Here is a 14,795-nt window from a genome sequence, read left to right as displayed (position 1 = left end):
CCGGATGCCCCGCGCGGCCGTCGTCGGCCTCGGCTCCTGCCTGCCCGCCCGCAGCGTCGACAACGAGGAGGTGATCGCCGAGGGCGGGCTCGACAGCAGCGACGAGTGGATCCGCCGGCGCACCGGCATCCACCGCCGCCGCCGCGCCGCGCCCGGCACCGCCACCGGCGACCTCGCCGTGTACGCCGCCGCCGCCGCGATCGAATCCGCCGACGCCGCACCGGACTTCGTCCTGCTCGCCACCACCACCCCCGACCACCCTTGCCCCGCCACCGCCCCCGCCGTCGCCCACCGGCTCGGCCTGCCGCACGTCCCCGCCCTCGACCTGGCCGCGGTCTGCTCCGGCTTCCTGTACGCGCTGGCCACCGCCGACGCCCTGGTGCGGGCCGGGGCCTGCCGCCGTCCGCTGGTGATCGGCGCCGACACCTACTCCACCATCGTCGACCCCGCCGACCGCGGCACCGCCGCCCTGTTCGGCGACGGCGCCGGGGCGGTGCTGCTGGCCGCCGCCGAGGACGGCGCGCCCGGCGCCCTGCACGCCGCCGACCTGGGCAGCGACGGCGGCGGGGCCGCCCTGATCACCATCGGCGCGGGCGGCTCCCGGCACCCCGACCGGCAGCGGCGGGACCCGGACGCGCACTGGTTCCGGATGCGCGGCCGGTCGGTCTACGGCCAGGCCGTCCGCCACCTCACCGACTCCGCCGCCCGGGCGCTGGCCGCCGCCGGGTGGAGACCCGCCGACCTGGGCGCGTTCGTCGCCCACCAGGCCAACCAGCGCATCCTCGACTCGGTCGCCGACCGCCTCGGCCTGCCGCCCGCCGTCCGCTTCGGCAACCTGCGCGACCTCGGCAACACCGCCGCCGCGTCCATCCCGCTGGTGCTCGCCGACGACGGCCCGCAGCGCGCCCTCGCCCCCGGCACCCCCACCCTGCTCACCGCCTTCGGCGGCGGCCTCACCTGGGCGTCCGTCGCCCTCACCTGGCCCGCCGCCACCCCCGTCCGCCGCACCCTGGGCTGACGGCCCCGCCACCAGGAGGAGACCCCGTGGACCAGGTCACCGCACGCATCACCGCCGTCCTCACCGAGAAGTTCGACGTCCCCGCCGAGCTGATCACCGCCCGGGCGAGCTTCCAGGAGCTCGACCTCGACTCGCTGTCCGTCGTCGAGCTGTACGTCACCCTCCAGGAGGAGTGGGGCGTCCCGCTGGACGCCGAGGCCGCCACCGGCGAGGTGACGGTCGGCGAACTCGCCGACGAGGTGCGGAAGTCGCTGGAGGGGAGGCGACCCGACGATGACTGACCGGATCGTGGTCACCGGCACCGGGACGGTCACCGCCGGGGGCGAGGGGACGGACGCGACCTGGCGCACCCTGTGCGAGGGCCGCGGCACCGCCCGGCCCGACCCCGGCCTGGCCGGCACCCCGGTGCCGATCAGCTGCCGCCCGCCGCACCCCGACCGGGCCCCCGTCCGGCAGGGCTGGCGGCTGGACCGCTCCACCCGCTACCTGCTGACCGCCGCCCGGGAAGCCCTCCGGGAGGCCGGGATCGAGGCGTTCGGCGAACGGCCCCCCGACTGGGACCCGGGCCGGGTCGCCGTGGTGGTCGGCTCGGCCGCCGGGGGCGTGGCCGTCCTGGAGGACGCCCACCGCCGGCTGCTGGAACGCGGACCGGACGCGCTCTCCCCGCTCACCCTCACCGGCTACCTGCCCAACCTGTCCGCCGCCGGCCACCTCGCCCTCGCGCTGCGCACCACCGGCCCCGCCCTGCACACCTCCACCGCCTGCGCCTCCGGCGCCAACGCGATCGCGCACGCCGCGCTGCTGCTGGCCACCGGCGCCTGCGACCTTGCGGTGGCGGGCGGCACCGACGCGATGGCGACCCCGCTGTGCGCCGCCGCCTTCGCCCGGACCGGCGCGCTCTCCCGGCGCACCGACCGGCCCGCCACCGCGTCCCGCCCCTTCGACCGGGACCGCGACGGCTTCGTGCTCGGCGAGGGCGCCGGCGTCCTGGTGCTGGAGCGGGCCGCCGACGCCGCCGCCCGCCGCGCCCCCGCCCTCGCCCGCCTCGCCGGGTGGGCCACCACCTCCGACGCCCACCACCCCGTCGCGCCCGACCCGGCCGGCCGCGGCCTGCGCGTCGCCGTCACGCTCGCCCTGCGGGCCGCCGACGCCGGGCCCGAGCAGGTCGACCACGTCAACGCGCACGGCACCGGCACCCCGCAGGGCGACCGGGTCGAAGCCGCCGCGATCCGCGACCTGTTCGCCCGCACCCCGCCCAGCGTCACCTCCGCCAAGGGCGCCCTCGGCCACACCATGGGCGCGGCCGGCGCGATCGAGGCCGCCCTCACCGTCCGCACCCTGCTCACCGGCACCGTCCCGCCCACCGCCAACCACGACGCCCCCGGCCCCGACACCGCCGGGATCGACCTGGTCACCGGCGCGCCCCGCCGGCACGCGCCCCGGCTGGCCCTCAGCCACTCGATCGGCTTCGGCGGCCACAACACCGTGCTGGCGCTGCGCCGCTGACCGGCCGTCCGGCGCTCGGTCACAGGCGGCGCGGGCCGACCCCGCCCTCGGCCAGGCTGTCGCCCGGGTTCAGCAGCGCGCACGCCTTCATCGACAGGCAGCCGCAGCCGATGCAGCCGGTCAGTTCGGCCTCCAGCCGCTCGATGGTCTGCCGGCGCTCCTCCAGGCGGCGCTTCCAGCCGCGCGAGGCGCGCTGCCACTCCTGGTGGCTGGGCGGCCGATCCAGCGGCACGTCGGCGAACGCCGCCCGGACGTCCTCCAGCGGGACGCCGATCCGCTTCGCCACCGAGACCAGCGCGATCCGGCGCAGCATGTGCCGCGGGTAGTGCCGCCGCCCCCGCCCGTCGCGCTCGGAGGCGATCAGGCCCAGCTCCTCGTAGAACCGCAGCGCCGACACCGCCACCCCCGTCCGCGCGCTGACCTCGCCGATCGCCAGCCAGTCACCCGCCGCGGGCCGCCCGCCACCGGACCGATGGGTCGTCATCCCCGCCTCCCCGCCTCCCCTGTTGACCTCAACCTTACTTGAGGACCTACGGTCGGCTGCGCCAGCGCGGCGAGCACCACCGACCGGAGAGGACCGCACCCCGATGACCTTTGTGATCGCCCTGCCCTGCGTCGACGTCAAGGACAGGGCCTGCGTGGACGACTGCCCCGTCGACTGCATCTACGAGGGGGAGCGGATGCTCTACGTCCACCCCGACGAGTGCATCGACTGCGGCGCCTGCGAACCGGTCTGCCCGGTCGAGGCGATCTTCTACGAGGACGACCTCCCGGAGGAGTGGCAGCCCTTCACCCCCGCCAACGCCGAGTTCTTCGACGACCTCGGCACCCCGGGCGGCAGCGCCAAACTCGGCCTGATCCCCAAGGACCACCCCGCCGTGGCCGCCCTCCCCGCCCAGCACACCGCCTGACCGACACCCCCCGCCCCGCCCCGGCGCGGGGCGGGGGGTGTCGGGCACGTGGTGGGGCGCGGGCGTACTGCACCACGCTGGACGGGGTGGTGTGCGTGGCGGCGAACGGGGCCGAGCCGTGGCGGTCGGTGATCGAGCCGGAGTGGACGCACGCGCGGGGGCACCGCCCCGGGTGCGGGCTCTCGGTGGACGGGCGGCGGCTGTGGCTCTACCGGCCCGACGCGATGGCCGGCCGCGGCTGCCACGACCACTGGACGGTGCTGGACGCCGGGACCGGCGCGCGGCTCGCGCCGGTCGAGCTGCCCACCGTCGGCCACGGCGGCGAGCACTTCGCGCACCCCGACGGGGAGATGCTGCTGTGCGTCGGCGAGGGCCAGGACGGCATCGCCGTCTTCCGGGGCACCGTCGCCGACGGCGTGCTGCGACCCGTGCCCCTCCCCTGGACCGACCGCTGCCTGATCGCCCTCCCCCCGGACGGCTCGCACTTCCTGACGGTCGACCACGGGCAGACGGACTTCGCCGTGCACGCCCACCCCGGCGGCGAGGTGGTGCGCAGCGCCACCGTCGACGACTTCGGCCACGACGGCGAGCGGTGGGAGGCCGTGGTCGAGTGGAGCGGCGGCCACCTGGACCGCGACACCCTTGCGGTGGTGCTGTACGGCGAGGACGCGGAGACCGGGCGGGAGTGGTTCCGCAGCCACCGGGCCGACGCGCGCACCGGCCGCGACCTCGACGCGTTCGACTCCGGGGCCCGGGACTGCTACGACCTGTGCCCGCTCGGCGACGGCAGCCGGCCGACCACCGACGAGTCCGGCCACCCCGTGCGCGGCTTCCCGCCCGCGGAGCCGGACTGACGGGCGGTCAGGAGACCCGCCGGGCCGGGCCCGTTCGGCGCGCGGCGGCGGAGTCCGTCAGGGAGCGGACGGGGCGGGTCCGGCGGGCTTGCGGGCCTCGAACAGGGTGCGGGACATGGTGGAGACGAATACGCCCTCGCGCTCGATCAGCCCGTGCAGCGCGCGCAGGCGCTCGCGGTAGCGGTCGACCGAGAAGTCCGGCACCGTCCAGACCACCTTGCGCAGGAACCAGACCACCGCGCCGACGTCGAAGAACTCCAGGCGCAGCCGCTCGTTGCGGCACCGCACCACCTCCAGCCCGGCCGCCCGGGCCCGTTCGGCCTCCACCTCGTGCTCGCGGGCGGTGGGCACCGGGAACGGGCCGAGGAAGAACGCGCTCAGCTCGACGTTGGTGCGTCCGCCCACGTGCTGGGCGAAGTAGGTGCCGCCCGGGGCCAGCACCCGGGCGATCTCCGGGAAGTCCACCGCGGCCGGGTGGCGGCTGGTCACCAGGTCGAACGCGCCGTCCGCGAACGGCAGCGGCGCGTCGGCCGGGGAGGACACCAGCACGGCGCCCATCGGGTGCAGCCGCCGGGTGGCCAGCGCCGCGTTCGGCGCCCAGCCCTCGGTGGCCGCCATCGTGCGCGGGAAGTGCGGGAAGTCCGCCGCGCCCGCGCCCGCGAGCACCTCGCCGCCGCCGGTCTGCAGGTCGAGCGCCGCGCGGGCGGCGGCCAGCCGCTCGCCCAGCAGCCGCTGGTAGCCCCAGGAGGGGCGCTGCTCGGTGGCCCGGCCGTCGAGCCAGGCGAAACCCCAGCCGTCGACGGGGGCGGCCCCGGCCTCGTCGACCAGGGCGTCGAATGATCGGTCCATGGCGATCATCCAAGCACGTCAGGGCCGGTGGACCGAGGGATTCAACGCCCCGTGAAATCTTCCCGACAGGGCGTCGGCAACAGCTTGACTTAGGTGAGCCTCACCTAAATAATCGTAGGGATTCGATCTTTGGAGGCCCTTCCCGATGTCCAGCCCCGACCAGCAGCCCGCCGCTTTCTCCGCCCTGCTCCGCACCGCCAGCGCCGAGGAGCACCAGGCGGCCGAGCAGTCCTCCTTCATGAGCGACCTGCTCGGCGGGCGGCTCGGCGTCCAGGCCTATACCGACCTCACCGGCCAGCTCTGGTACGTCTACCGCGCCCTGGAGTCCCGCCTGGACGCCCTGGCCGCCGACCCGCTGGCCGGCCCGCTGATCGACCGCGCCCTGCTGCGCACCGCCGCCATCGAGCGCGACCTCGACCACCTGGCCGGCCCGGACTGGCGCAGCACGCTCGCCCCGCTGCCCGCCACCGAGGCGATCGCCGCCCGGATCGAGGAGCTCGCCGACACCTGGCCGGCCGGCTACCTCGCCCACCACTACACCCGCTACCTGGGCGACCTGTCGGGCGGTCAGATCATCCGCGGCGTCGCCGAGCGCACCTGGGGCTTCGAGCGCAAGGGCGACGGCGTCCGGTTCTACGTCTTCGAGGAGATCGACAACCCGGCCGCGTTCAAGCGCGACTACCGGGCCAAGCTGGACGCCGCGGGCGCGCTGATGGACGAGGTCGAGCAGCGCCGGGTCGCCGAGGAGTGCAAGCGCGCCTTCGTCCTCAACGGCGCGATATTCAGCGAGCTCGGCGGGCGGTACCCGCTGAGCGCCTGAGCGACTGGGCGCCTGAGCGGCTGGACACCCGGGCGGCTGGACACCCGGGCGCCCGAGCGAGCGGAGTGCCGAGAGGCCCGGTGCGGGAACGGTTCCCGCACCGGGCCTCGTCGTCGTCCGTACCGGGTCGGGACGGGGGCGTACCGGGTCGGGGCGGGTGACGGGGCGGCCGTGCGCTCGGGCATCATCGTCCGCATGAGCGACACGCACAACGACCAGTTGGACACCCGCTGGCAGGGCTTCCTCGGCCTGCCCTTCCCGCAGAGCTGCTACCGGCGTTCGCCCGCCGGCGAGGACCTGGTGCTGCTGGACAGCCACCTCGCGGGCTGCGTGTCCGCCGCGTTGACCGGCCCGCTCGACCAACGCCGCAGAGCGGCCCTGCGCACCGGCATAGCGACCGTCGACCGCATCCTGCCCGAACTGGCCGACGACCCCGGGGCCGCCGACTACTTCACCCGCCTGCGCGAACTGGCCGTCCTGGCCGCCGCCCGGTAGACCCTGTCCGCCGGGAGCCGGTGAGGACGCGGTCGGGCCCGCGCGGAAGTGTCCGCGCGGGCCCGAAAGGGGGTCAGCGGCCTTACTCGGCCGCGGCGGTGTCGGCGGTGGCGGTGCCGGAGGAGCGGCGGCGGACCAGGACGGTGGTCGCCCCGCCCACCAGCAGCAGCCCGGCCGCGGTGGCCAGCATCGGCACCGTGCCGGTGCCGCCGCCGGTGAAGGCCAGCTCACCGCCGGTGCCGCCGGAGGTGGTGAGGGTGGCCCCACCGGTCCCGCCGGTGCCGGTGCCCGCGCCCGTGCCGGTGCCCGTTCCGGTGCCGGTGCCGGTGCCGGTGGTCGGGGTGCCGGACGGCAGGGTCGCGTTCCGGTCGAAGGAGAGGACCGCCGTCACCGGGGCCAGCTCCTTGCCCTCCTTGTACTGGCCGAACACCGGCACGCCCTCGGCCGTCAGCGTCGCCGGGACCTGGCGCAGCGTCACCACGCCGTCGACCGGGGTGAAGTCGGCCTTGGCGAGGTCCAGCTTGGCGATCTTCGCCCCGGTCAGCCGGACCGGCGCCCCGCCGGAGAGCGAGTTGGCGGTCACGTCGGCCACCAGGTACGCGCCGGAGGCGTCCACCCGCAGGCCCAGGTGGGAGAGGGCGGTGTCCAACTGGTAGTGCCCGTCGGCCGCCTGGTGCCCGAGGAAGCGCACCGACCCGGCGAAGCCCGCCGACAGCGCGTGGGTGTCCGTCCGGTAGCTGCCGCTGCCCGAACCGAAGCGGAACTCGGCCGCGCCGCCGCCGAACTCCACCTTGCCGTTGGCGATCGGTCCCGTCACGTAGGCCAGGAAGTCGGACTGCACGTTCCACTCCAGCCGGCCGTCGACGATCGCCAGCTCGTTGCCCGCCGGGGTGGAGGCGGACGCGGAGGGCGAGGGGGAGGAGGACGGCGCGGCGGAGGCGGACGCGGAGGGCGAGGGGGAGGAGGACGGCCCGGTGGAGGCGGACGCGGACGCCGAGGGCGAGGGCGAGGAGGACGGCCCGGGCGAGGCCGAAGCGGAGGCCGAAGCGGAGGCGGAGGCCGAGGGGGACGGGGCGGGCGTCTGCTTGAGGACGATCGACAGCGGGTCCAGCGCGGTGCCCTCGGGGTAGAACCCGGCGAACGCCTTCGCGCCGTCGGCGGTCAGGGTGGCGGCGGTGGCCCCGCCGTTGGTGGTGTCGCGGGCGACGGTGAAGGTGGCCAGCGCGACGTCCTGGCGCAGCGTCGGGGCGGTGGCGCCGATGCTCTCCTTCGAGGCGGTGTCCGCGGTGAGGGTGCCGGTGGTGCCCTCGGTGACGATCCGCAGGTCGCTGATCGCGATGTCCAGCGCGCCGTCGTGGGCGAGGAAGCGCACCCCGCCGTCGAAGGCCGCGTTCAGCCGGTGCGTCGTCAGGTCGTAGCCCGCGGAGGCCAGGTTGAAGTGGTAGGAGCCGTCCGCGTTGGTGGTGGCCCCACCGCTCAGGGTGACGCTCCCGCCGCCGGCCGGGCCGGTCACGTAGGTGCGGAAGCTCGCCTTGACGCCCCAGTCCAGCGAACCGGTGTCGTAGCTGACGGTGGTGGGGGCGCCGGCGCCGAAGGCGAGCGAGGGCAGGCCGAAGGCGGTCAGGCCGAGACCCGCGGTCGCGGCGGCCAGCGCGGCCAGCCGGGTGCGGTTGCGGTGGCGGACGGCAGGGGTGTGGGACATGGATCGGACTCCGGAATCGGTGGGGTGGGGCGGGAGGAGGGGCCGGGGGAGCGGCCGGGGACCTGCCGGGGGCGTTCGGGAACGGGGGCGTTCAGGAACGCCTGCGGCGCCGGACGACGAGGGTCGTGGCCGCCGCCACCGCCGCGGCGAGCACCAGGGCGAGGGTGGTGATCAGGGCGGTGTGGGAGGAGGAGGACGTGGCGGCGGCGACGGGCGCGGTGGCCGGGGGCGGCGTGGGCGTGGGCGTCGCGCCGAGGTCGGGCAGCGGCGGGACGGCCGCGGCGGGGGTGAGCGGGAGGTTGACGGTGAGCGGGTCCATCTCGGTGCCGGCCGGGTAGAGGTTGCCGAAGGCGCCCGCACCGGCGGCGGTGAGGGTGAGCGGCAGGTCGGTGGCGGTGAGGAGGTCGTTCTCGGTCTTCAGGGCGCTCGCGTCGAAGGTGGCGATCTCGGTGGTGGCGGCGGTGCGGGTGGTGCCGTCGGGGGTGCGGCCGGAGACGTCGACGGTCAGGTGGCCCTCGGTGCCGGCGGCGGTCAGGCGCGGGTTGGCGAGTGTCAGGTCCAGGCCGAGGGTGTCGCCCTCGCGCAGGCCAGTGAAGCGGACGGTGCCGGTGAAGCCCGCGTCGAGGGTGCGGGCGGCCGGGTCCCAGGTGCCGCGGGCGGGCGTCCAGCGGAAGAACGCCCCGCCGTCGGCCGCGCCGTCGCCGAGCTGCCAACCGCCCTGGGCGATCGAGCCGGTGACGTAGTCGCGGAAGGTCCGCCGGACGCCCCAGTCGAGCGCGCCCCGGTCGAGGGCGGTGGCGGTGGCGGTGGCGCTCGGGGTGGCTCCGGCCGCGCTCTCCGCGGGCTCCGGGGCGGCGGTCGGGGCGGCGGTCGGGGTGGGCGTCGGCGTCGGGGAGGGCGCGGCGGCCGGGGACTTGAGCGTCACGGAGAAGGTGAGCGGGTCGAGCGCGGTGCCCGCGGTGTAGAAGCCGCCGAAGGCACTGGCCCCGGCCGGGGTCAGCGTCGCGGGGACGTTGCTGAGGGTGAGGGTGCCGGAGGCGTTCTTGAGCGAGACGCCGGAGAGCGAGAGGTCGGCCAGCCGGGCCTGGCCGGTGCTGGAGGTCTTGCCGGTCTCGCGGGACTTGGAGCTGACGTCCGCGTACAGGGCGGCGCTGCCGTCGGCCGCGGCCTTGACGGTGAGGTGGGAGATCGAGAGGTCGAGCGCGTTGCTGCCGTTCTCCTGATGGCCGGTGAAGCGGACCCCGCCCTGGAAGGCGGCGGAGAGCGCGCCGGTGGCCGGGTCGTAGCTGCCGGCCGCGGAGTGGAAGCGGAACGCCGAGCCGCCGACGGTGGCCGCGCCGCCGGTCAGGGCCCACTTGCCGTTGGCGATCGGGCCGGTGACGTAGGTGAGGAAGGACTGCTTGATGCCCCAGTCGAGCCGGCCGCCGGAGACCGCCGGATCGGCCGCGGCGGCCCGGCCGGGGAGCCAGGCCAGGGCCAGCAGCAGGGCGAGCGGCAGCACGAGGGCGGTGCGCAGCCGGCCGGCCGGGCGGCGGGGTGGTACGGGGGGCCGTCCGGGGACGGGCATGGCGGATCACTCCTCGGCGGAGGGGAAGCGGGCAGGTGGCAAGGGGTGCGGGGGGAGGCGGCCCCCTTGCTCAATTGAGGTAAGGCTAACCTAATATATGAGTCAAGTGTCCCGACCACGACCCCCCTGGGCGACCTCGACGGGACGTCAACGCACCGAGAAAGGCCCGAGGTTGACCCGCACCCTCCGCGACCGGACCAGAACCGCCCCCGCCGTCCTGCTCGCCGTCCTCGGACTCCTGCTCGGTGCCGCCGCCTGCTCCACCGGCGAGGCCGCCCCCGACACACCGGCGGCCTCCGCCTCCGCTTCCGCCACCGCCGACCCCGACCGGATCGAGGCGCTGCCCGACACCCCCGCGCCCCGCCTGCCCGTCACCGTCCCCTCCGCCGACGGCCGACAGGTCACCGTCACCAGCGCGGACCGGATCATCCCGCTCAACGGCAGCCTGGCCGAGCTGGTGTTCAGCCTCGGCCTCGGCGACCGCGCGGTCGCCCGGGACGTGTCCACCACCTTCGAACAGGCCGCGAAACTCCCCGTCATCACCCAGGCCCACGAGGTCTCCGCCGAGGGCGTGCTCTCCCTGCACCCCACCGTGGTGCTCGCCGACCGCAGCACCGGCCCCGCCGAGGCCGTCGACCAGATCCGCGCCGCCGGCGTCCCGCTGATCGTCCTGGACGACGCCAAGAAGCTGGACGACGTCGGCCCCCGGATCGACCGGGTCGCCGCCGCCCTCGGCGTGCCCGAGGCCGGTGCCCGGCTCAAGGAGCGCACCCAACGTCAGATCGCCGACGTGCAGGCGCAGCTCCCGGCCGCCGGGGCCACCCGCCCCAAGGTCGCCTTCCTCTACCTGCGCGGCAGCGCCTCCGTCTTCCTGCTCGGCGGCCCCGACTCCGGCGCGCCCTCGCTGATCGAGGCCGCCGGCGGCGAGGACGCCGGCACCGCCGCCCACCTCACCGGCGACTTCACCCCGCTCACCAGCGAAGCCCTGGTCAAGGCCGCCCCCGACGCGATCCTGGTGATGACCAAGGGCCTGGAGTCGGTCGGCGGCGTCGACGGCCTGCTCGAACTCCCCGGCGTCGCCCAGACCCCCGCCGGACTCGACCGCCGGATCATCGCCGTCGACGACGGCCGCCTGCTCTCCTACGGCCCGCGCACCCCCGAGGTGCTGCGCGACATCGCCACCCAGCTGCACCGGGACGCCGAATGACCGCCACCCTGCCCGAGACCGGCCCGACCGGCGGGACCGGCGCCGCCGCGCCCCCGCCGGTGAAGAAGGCCGCCCGCGACCGGCGCCCGCTGCTGCTGGCCGGGCTCTGCGCCGCCCTGCTCGCCTGCGCGCTGCTCGCCGCCGGCACCGGCGCCTACGCCATCCCGCTCGGCGACATCCTCGCCTCGCTCGCCCACCGCGCCCACCTCGGCGGCCACGCGCTGGAGCGGGTCCCCGAATCGGTGCTGTGGAACGTCCGGCTGCCCCGGGTGGTGCTGGCCCTGCTGGTCGGCGGCGCGCTCGGCTGCGCCGGGGCGCTGATGCAGGGCGTGTTCGGCAACCCGCTGGCCGAACCCGCCGTGATCGGCGTCTCCTCCGGCGGCGCGGTCGGCGCCGTCAGCTGCATCGTGCTCGGCCTGGACGCGCTCGGCTCCTGGACGGTCACCGCCGCCGCGTTCGCCTCCGGCCTGCTCACCGTCGGCGCCGTCTACGCCATGTCGCGCAGCGGCGGCCGCACCGAGGTGGTCACCCTGCTGCTCACCGGCATCGCCGTCAACGCGTTCTGCGGCGCGCTGATCGGCCTGCTGCTGTTCACCGCCGACACCGCCGCGATCAGCCAGGTGACGTTCTGGCAGCTCGGCTCGCTCTCCCAGGCCAGCTGGACGAAGGTGCTGGCCGTGCTGCCGTTCGCCGCCCTCGGCCTGGCCGTCGCCCCCCGCTACGCCCGCCGCCTGGACCTGCTCGCGCTCGGCGAACGCCCCGCCCGGCACCTGGGCGTGGACGTCGAACGGATGCGGATCGTGCTGATCACCGTGGTCGCGCTGCTCACCGCCGCAGCCGTCGCGGTCAGCGGCATCATCGGCTTCGTCGGCCTGGTCGTCCCGCACCTGCTGCGGATGCTGGCCGGCCCCGGCCACCGCTTCCTGCTGCCCGCCTCCGCCGTCGGCGGCGCGCTCGTCCTGGTCGCCGGCGACCTCGCCGCCCGCACCCTCGCCGCACCCGCCGAACTCCCGCTCGGCGTCCTCACCGCACTCATCGGCAGCCCGTTCTTCTTCTGGCTGCTGCGCCGCACCCGACGCCGCCAGGGAGGCTGGGCATGACCGTGCTGCTGGAAGCCGACCGGATCGGTTTCGCCGTCGGGGGACGGGAGTTGCTGGCGGACGTCGACCTGACCGTGCGGGCCGGGGAGATCCTGGCGCTGCTCGGCCCCAACGGCGCCGGCAAGTCCACCCTGCTGTCCGTCCTGGCGGGCGACCAGCGCCCGGCCCGCGGCGAGGTGCGGATCGACGGCCGCCCGCTGGCCGGGCACCGGCCCGCCGAACTCGCCCGCCGCCGCGCCCTGCTGCCGCAGACCCACGAGGTGTCCTTCCCGTTCCCCGCCGTCGAGGTGGTCCGGATGGGACGCGCCCCCTGGGCCGGCCGCTGCACCGCCGACCAGGACGAACGGGCCGTCGCCCGCGCGATGGCCGCCACCGACTGCGCGCACCTGGCCGAACGCCCGTTCACCGCGCTCTCCGGCGGCGAACGGGCCCGGGTCGCGCTGGCCCGCGTCCTCGCCCAGGACACCGCGCTGCTGCTGCTCGACGAACCCACCGCCGCGCTCGACCTGCGCCACCAGGAACTCGTGCTGCGGGTCGCCCGGGAACGTGCCGACGCCGGACACGGCGTGGTCGTCGTCCTGCACGACCTGACGCTGGCCGCCGCGCACGCCGACCGGATCGCACTGCTGGACGCCGGACGCACCGTCGCCGTCGGCCCCACCGCCGAGATCCTGGACGCCGACCTGCTCAGTCGGGTCTACCGCCACCCCGTGGAGGTCCTGGCGCACCCGCGCGGGGGCGCGCCGATCGTGCTGCCCGAGCGCCCCCGGGAAGCAGATTGACGGATCGTCTGCCCGGGAAGATCCACGGTTGGTGGGCGACCGACCGGGCGAGATCCGGGCCGCAAGGCGGTCCGGGCGGGTGACCCGGGAGGGCGGTCCACATGTCCGCGCCAGGTGTGGGTACCCGCACCAGCAGGAACCGGACCACCCGGAGGCACCACATGCAACTCACCATGCTTCTGCTGCTCACCCCCCTGATCCTCGCCGCGGCCGTCACCGCGACCCGCGCCCCCGCCCGTCGCGGCCGCCACCGCGCCGCCCCGCGCGGCCGGGAATCCTGACAGGCCGTCACTCCTCGTACCGGACGGTGAAGCGGGTCCCGCCGCACCGGCCCGGCCCGCCGAGGCGCAGCACCAGCAGGGTGCCGTACCGGGCCCGCGCGTCCGCCAGCCGCGCCCGGTCCGCCCGGTCGGTCCGGTCGGTCCGGGCGGACCGGCCCGGCGATCGGGGCGGGACGCTCCAGCGGCGGTGGCGCAGTCGGCCGGAGCCGATCCCCCGGCGCGGCGCCCGCACCCCGTCCCGGAGCGGGAGCGGCGCCCCCGGCCGGTCCCAGTCGATCCGCAGCTCCGGAGTGCCGAACTCCGGGCCGGTGGATCGGGCCGGGCCGCACTCCGGGGGCGGCATCCAGTCCGCGATGCCGTACCGCCGGAGCTCGTCCAGGACGTCGGCCACCTCGCCGCGGACCCCGAAGTAGGCGACGGCCCGCAGCTCGCAGGTGACCTTGCGGACGGCGGGGGAGCCGAAACCCGCGAACTCGGTGCGCCGGGAGAAGGTCTCCGCGCAGTGCGTCAGCACGTGCTCCAGACCCCCGAACGCGCCCACCCGCTCGACCACCGCCCCCATCCCGCGCTCCGCCGCCGCCCGGCGCGACTCCACCCCGGGCGACTCGACCAGCCGCCGCAGCTTCCGCTTCGACGGCCCGCTGAGGTTCGTCCCGCCGAACCGCACCAGGACGAGCGCCCCGACCAGCCCCAGCGTCCTGGCGCACTCGGCCGCGAGCGACCTCCGCTTCCCCGTCATCCCGCACCTCCGGCTCCACCATCGGCGAGCCGGGGGCCGGACGCATGAGTACGGGTACTCAGCCGGCACCGGCCGCGGCGGCGTTGCTGTGCGCCTGGCCCGGGCGCGAGGGGGCGCCGGGCGTCCGGGGGGCGGGGGCGGGCGTCAGGCGGGCGGTTTCTCCCGGACCGGGACGTGCTGGGTGCTGTGTTCGGTGAACGGTGCCCGCGTCCACCCGTCCCAGCGGTCGCGGAGCCGCAGGCCGGCCGGTCGGGTCATCAGGTCCGGTTCGGCGGGCCAGGCGTAGCGGAAGGGGACGGTCCGGGCGGTGCCGCGGCCGTCCGGGGTGACCTGGAGGTAAGTGGCAGGTCGCGTCCTGGGTGACGGTGTCGTAGGCGGTGCAGGCCCACTCGCCGGGGCCGGTGCGGAACGGGACGGTGTTCTGCCCGGCCGGGATCTTGCGCAGCTCCGGGACCATCGCCTCGACGGCGAAGCGGCCGCCGGGCGCGAGGTGGGCGGCGGCGGTGCGGAAGCAGGCGACCTGGGCCTCCTGGCCGGTCAGGTTCATGAGGGTGCGGAAGACCGGGAAGACCAGGGCGAAGGGCCCGTCGGCCGTCAGGTCCGCCTGCGCGGTGGCGAAGTCCCCGAGGGTGACGCCGATCGACTCGCCGCCGGGCTCGGCGCGCAGGCGCCGCACCATCGCCCGGGACGGCTCGATGCCGTGCACCGGGACGCCGTGGCGGGCGAGCGGCAGGGCGATCCGCCCCGTCCCGACCCCCAGCTCCAACGCCTTTCCGCCGCCCGCCAGTTCGGCGAGGACGTCGACCGTCCGGGCGATGGCGTCCGCCCGGAACTCGGGCCCCGAGGACTCGTCGTACCGCTCCGCCACCTGCTCGCCGAAGTACCCGTCCGCGTCGCTCGCCGGCCGACCGTACCGCGCGGGCGGCGCGGGGGACCGGCATTTTTCCGGCCGCAACTCCCGCCG

General features: G+C 76.3%; 16 protein-coding genes. 10 read left to right on the top strand and 6 right to left on the bottom strand.

The window, feature by feature from the left end:
• The first annotated feature begins 4 nt into the window (after nt 1-4).
• From ACIQVD_RS11440 to ACIQVD_RS11430, 3 genes are read left to right on the top strand one after another with little or no spacing between them, the layout of a single operon-like run.
• Nucleotides 5-1,018 (top strand): beta-ketoacyl-ACP synthase 3, encoded by a 1,014-nt coding sequence (locus ACIQVD_RS11440; protein ID WP_402288046.1) that lies wholly within the window; start codon nt 5-7, stop codon nt 1,016-1,018.
• Between the two features lie 26 nt (nt 1,019-1,044).
• Nucleotides 1,045-1,299, top strand: a complete 255-nt coding sequence (locus ACIQVD_RS11435) for an acyl carrier protein (protein ID WP_402288043.1) — start codon at nt 1,045-1,047, stop codon at nt 1,297-1,299.
• A complete protein-coding gene (locus ACIQVD_RS11430; protein ID WP_402288041.1) occupies nt 1,292-2,524 on the top strand; it encodes a beta-ketoacyl-[acyl-carrier-protein] synthase family protein in 1,233 nt (410 codons plus the stop codon). Before ACIQVD_RS11435 ends, ACIQVD_RS11430 begins: the two co-directional genes overlap by 8 nt.
• A gap of 19 nt (nt 2,525-2,543) precedes the next feature.
• On the opposite strand, the gene soxR is transcribed toward ACIQVD_RS11430, so the two are convergent.
• Nucleotides 2,544-3,008: a redox-sensitive transcriptional activator SoxR gene (gene soxR, locus ACIQVD_RS11425; RefSeq protein WP_400685201.1), complete on the bottom strand. Its 465-nt coding sequence runs from the start codon at nt 3,006-3,008 to the stop codon at nt 2,544-2,546.
• A 103-nt stretch (nt 3,009-3,111) separates the two neighbouring features.
• Here soxR and fdxA point away from each other — a divergent pair, with 103 nt between their 5' ends.
• Nucleotides 3,112-3,435 carry a ferredoxin gene (fdxA, locus tag ACIQVD_RS11420; RefSeq protein WP_400685203.1) on the top strand — a complete coding sequence of 108 codons (324 nt, stop codon included), beginning with the start codon at nt 3,112-3,114 and terminating at the stop codon, nt 3,433-3,435.
• Nucleotides 3,436-3,530: 95 nt separating this feature from the next.
• Entirely contained in the window at nt 3,531-4,289 is a 759-nt protein-coding gene (locus tag ACIQVD_RS11415; protein WP_402288038.1) for a hypothetical protein, read from the top strand.
• A gap of 57 nt (nt 4,290-4,346) precedes the next feature.
• On the opposite strand, the gene ACIQVD_RS11410 is transcribed toward ACIQVD_RS11415, so the two are convergent.
• Nucleotides 4,347-5,138 carry a methyltransferase domain-containing protein gene (locus ACIQVD_RS11410; protein ID WP_402288036.1) on the bottom strand — a complete coding sequence of 264 codons (792 nt, stop codon included), beginning with the start codon at nt 5,136-5,138 and terminating at the stop codon, nt 4,347-4,349.
• A 145-nt stretch (nt 5,139-5,283) separates the two neighbouring features.
• On the opposite strand from ACIQVD_RS11410, the gene ACIQVD_RS11405 reads away from it, so the two are divergent.
• Together ACIQVD_RS11405 and ACIQVD_RS11400 are read left to right on the top strand one after the other, a co-directional pair.
• Nucleotides 5,284-5,958, top strand: a complete 675-nt coding sequence (locus tag ACIQVD_RS11405; protein WP_400685213.1) for a heme oxygenase (biliverdin-producing) — start codon at nt 5,284-5,286, stop codon at nt 5,956-5,958.
• A gap of 195 nt (nt 5,959-6,153) precedes the next feature.
• Entirely contained in the window at nt 6,154-6,453 is a 300-nt protein-coding gene (locus tag ACIQVD_RS11400; protein ID WP_159073218.1) for a hypothetical protein, read from the top strand.
• 82 nt (nt 6,454-6,535) lie between these two features.
• Here the strand turns inward: ACIQVD_RS11400 and ACIQVD_RS11395 are convergent, their stop codons facing one another.
• Entirely contained in the window at nt 6,536-8,155 is a 1,620-nt protein-coding gene (locus ACIQVD_RS11395; protein WP_402288032.1) for an HtaA domain-containing protein, read from the bottom strand.
• A 91-nt stretch (nt 8,156-8,246) separates the two neighbouring features.
• The gene (locus ACIQVD_RS11390; protein WP_402288030.1) at nt 8,247-9,722 is read right to left on the bottom strand and encodes an HtaA domain-containing protein; all 1,476 of its coding nucleotides are present in this window, start codon (nt 9,720-9,722) and stop codon (nt 8,247-8,249) included.
• 172 nt (nt 9,723-9,894) lie between these two features.
• Here ACIQVD_RS11390 and ACIQVD_RS11385 point away from each other — a divergent pair, with 172 nt between their 5' ends.
• From ACIQVD_RS11385 to ACIQVD_RS11375, 3 genes are read left to right on the top strand one after another with little or no spacing between them, the layout of a single operon-like run.
• The gene (locus ACIQVD_RS11385) at nt 9,895-10,929 is read left to right on the top strand and encodes a hemin ABC transporter substrate-binding protein (protein ID WP_402288027.1); all 1,035 of its coding nucleotides are present in this window, start codon (nt 9,895-9,897) and stop codon (nt 10,927-10,929) included.
• On the top strand, nt 10,926-12,029 hold the full coding sequence (locus ACIQVD_RS11380) for a FecCD family ABC transporter permease (RefSeq protein ID WP_402288024.1): 1,104 nt from the start codon (nt 10,926-10,928) through the stop codon (nt 12,027-12,029). Before ACIQVD_RS11385 ends, ACIQVD_RS11380 begins: the two co-directional genes overlap by 4 nt.
• Nucleotides 12,026-12,811 carry a heme ABC transporter ATP-binding protein gene (locus ACIQVD_RS11375; RefSeq protein ID WP_400685223.1) on the top strand — a complete coding sequence of 262 codons (786 nt, stop codon included), beginning with the start codon at nt 12,026-12,028 and terminating at the stop codon, nt 12,809-12,811. The genes ACIQVD_RS11380 and ACIQVD_RS11375 overlap by 4 nt, the downstream gene beginning before the upstream one ends.
• 288 nt (nt 12,812-13,099) lie before the next feature.
• Here ACIQVD_RS11375 and ACIQVD_RS11370 read toward each other — a convergent pair whose 3' ends face one another.
• Nucleotides 13,100-13,831 (bottom strand): hypothetical protein, encoded by a 732-nt coding sequence (locus ACIQVD_RS11370; protein ID WP_402288021.1) that lies wholly within the window; start codon nt 13,829-13,831, stop codon nt 13,100-13,102.
• A 58-nt stretch (nt 13,832-13,889) separates the two neighbouring features.
• Complete coding sequence (locus ACIQVD_RS11365) at nt 13,890-14,699, bottom strand: methyltransferase domain-containing protein (protein WP_402288018.1); 810 nt, start codon at nt 14,697-14,699, stop codon at nt 13,890-13,892.
• Nucleotides 14,700-14,795 lie beyond the last annotated feature (96 nt).

The organism is Kitasatospora sp. NPDC090308, assembly GCF_044769485.1.
GTDB lineage: Bacteria > Actinomycetota > Actinomycetes > Streptomycetales > Streptomycetaceae > Kitasatospora > Kitasatospora fiedleri.
This window is presented reverse-complemented; position numbering and strand designations above follow the sequence as displayed.